The organism is Prevotellamassilia timonensis (assembly GCF_021531665.1).
GTDB lineage: Bacteria > Bacteroidota > Bacteroidia > Bacteroidales > Bacteroidaceae > Alloprevotella.
Window position 1 is genome coordinate 1 of sequence record NZ_JADYUH010000096.1, and the last position, 2787, is coordinate 2787.

Sequence of the window (2787 nt, forward strand, 5' to 3'; positions counted from 1 at the left end):
CTAGGAGCGCACCTAAGAAAAACTAGGAGCGCACCTAAGAAAAACTAGGAGCGCACCTAAGAAAAACTAGGAGCGCACCTAAGAGAAACTAGGAGCGCACCTAAGAAAAATTAGGAGCGCACCTAAGAAAAACTAGGAGCGCACCTAGTTAAAATTAGCCTTCTCCTAATTTCACTTAGGTACGCTCTTGAGTAAACTGCGCGCCGTTGCAGTGCAGGGTTTGCGCTCCGTTTCGTGCAGGGTTTTGAACGCTTCTGTGCACGGTATTGTGCAGAGTTGACGTGTAGGGTTTTGCACGCTTCGATGTATAGTTTGTGTATAGTTTGTGTATAGTTTGAAGCGCAAACTATACACTTTGTAACGAGCGGAAAATCAGCGAAATGTAGGGTTTGTGTAGGGTTTTGTGTATAGTTTGTATAGTTTTTTGTTTTCCCCTTTTATTTACGTATAGTGTAGAGTTGATGCGCAGTTACAACAAACCCTACACAGCAGCCATTTCGTTACGCAGCAGTGTATAGTTGAAACGCGGTTACAACAAACCCTACACAGCGGCCATTTCGTTACGCAGCAGTGTAGAGTTGAAACGCGGTTACAACAAACCCTACACAGCGGCGGTTTCGCTCCGCACCTGCGTAGGGTTTGTGTAGTCTTCAAACGATTGCTATCCGGTGAAAACAACAGCAACGAATTCCAAAAAGAGAGGCTATCATTTCAGCAATCCCATCTCGCGTGCCTTTTCTTCGACAAAAGCGCGGGCGGGGTCGTGTTCGTTCGGCACGATGCCTTCAAGGATGGCGTCCTTCAGTGCGCTCTTCAACACACCGACTTCGCGAGAAGGCGGAAGGGAGCACATCTCCATGATTTCCTCGCCCGACACGGGAGGCTGGAAGTTTCGGAGGCGGTCCTTCTCCTCAATCTCCGTCAGTTTGCGCCGCACGGTTTGGAAGTTCTCGTGGAAACGGCGGTTGCGCTCCTCATTGCGTCCCGTGATGTCCGCTTCGCAAAGTTGCATGAGGTCGTCAATGTCGTCGGAAGCATCGAAGAGGAGACGGCGCACGGCACTGTCCGTGACGCTGTCGTCGGCAATGGCGATGGGGCGCATGTGGAGTCCGACGAGTTTTTCCACATATTTCATTCGCTCATCCAAGGGCAATTTCATGCGGCGGAAGAGCGGCTTTATCATTTTCTTTCCAAGGTAGTCGTGGTTGTGGAAGGTCCACCCTATGCCCTGTTCCCACTTCTTGCTTCGCGGTTTGCCGATGTCGTGGAGCAAGGCAGCCCAGCGGAGGTATTCCGAGGCTTCAGCGGCAGCAAGCGTGTCAAGCACTTGGAGCGTGTGATAGAAGTTGTTCTTGTGGGATCTGCCGTTGCGTGTCTCCACCACGTCGAGCGCGGAGAGTTCGGGAAGGATGATGGGGAGCAATCCGCAGCGTTGCAGGTCGGCGAAGCCTTTGGAAGGAATGGGAGAGTTGATGATTTTGCGCAGTTCGGTTGTGATTCGCTCGGCGGTGATGATGCGAATGCGTTCGCAGTTGCGTCGCAGTGCTTCAAAGGTTTCGTCGGCAATGGAGAAGTTGAGTTGTGTGGCGAAGCGCACGCAGCGCATCATGCGGAGCGGGTCATCGCTGAAGGTGATGTCGGGGTCCAGCGGCGTCACAATCAGTTTGTCCTCCAGGTCTTGGAGTCCTCCGAACGGGTCGGTCAGTTCGCCGAGGCGAGCACTGTTGAGACAAACCGCAAGGGCGTTGATGGTGAAGTCGCGCCGCTTTTGGTCGTCCTCCAAAGTGCCGTCCTCGCAAATCGGGTTGCGTGAGTCGGCATGGTAACTCTCTCGGCGTGCTCCCACGAACTCATATTCCACCCCATGATGTTTCACCTGCGCCGTGCCGTAGGTTTTAAACACGGAGAGGTGAGCCTTTCCAAATTCGCGGGCGACCTCTCTGGCAAGGGTGACGCCGCTGCCAACGACGACAATGTCAAGGTCCACGGAGGGGCGTCCGAGGAGGATGTCACGGACGCTTCCACCCACGAGGTGACATTCAAGTCCGAGTCTGTCCGCCACGGCAGTGACCACGGATAGTCCTTTCTGAGAGACGATTTGCGCCATTTCGGCTTGAGAGGGAATGTGCATGGGGAGAAAGATTCAAGGGGCTGTGATAATCATGGAATGAGGGAGTGTCCAAAATCAACTTGACGTGATTTACAGAACACGCGTTTACAGACATTCCTTAGGGATTTAGTATGCGCTCATATAATAAAGGAGCAGACGATAGTTCTCGCGGTTGTCATAGTCAGTGACGTCCACTTCCATGATTCCGCGGTCGCGATCGTAGTGACGCACGTAAACATCCATGCCCTCCGCATCGGGGAAGTAGATGGTGATTCGTGAACTGCTGTTCGTGCGCCAACGTCCGGATTCCAGCGTGGCGGCGTAGGCATAGAAGTTCCCGTTGGGTGAGAAAATCCATTGGTCGCCAGGTATGTAGGCATGGTTGAAGGATGTTTCCTCGATGCTCCATCGCCCGTAGAGGTCAGCCTCGGAATAGAGCCAGTCCTCTGTGCAGGATGTGAGTGTGAGCGCGGCTGTGAGGAAGATGCAAAGTGTTGCCGCCAGGTTTTTCATAGTTCTCATGGTTTGGGTTTGTTTGAGGGGTGTTCTATAAATTACGGGATAAGGAACGTTCAAAAGAAAGTGCTTACGGTTGTGGTCGCTATTAAGTAATATGAAAATAATAAGTTGCGTCAGATTTGAATGACATTTTCGAGGTCAGATTTTCACCCGAAGAA

The 2787-nt window shown here is 52.2% G+C and carries 2 protein-coding genes; both read right to left on the reverse strand.

Translation table 11 applies throughout. The features are described 5' to 3' along the window. Nucleotides 1-706 precede the first annotated feature (706 nt). Complete coding sequence (locus I6E40_RS10450) at nt 707-2131, reverse strand: CCA tRNA nucleotidyltransferase (RefSeq protein ID WP_410897056.1); 1425 nt, start codon at nt 2129-2131, stop codon at nt 707-709. Between the two features lie 105 nt (nt 2132-2236). Continuing rightward, nucleotides 2237-2632 carry a hypothetical protein gene (locus I6E40_RS10455; protein WP_235387174.1) on the reverse strand — a complete coding sequence of 132 codons (396 nt, stop codon included), beginning with the start codon at nt 2630-2632 and terminating at the stop codon, nt 2237-2239. Nucleotides 2633-2787 lie beyond the last annotated feature (155 nt).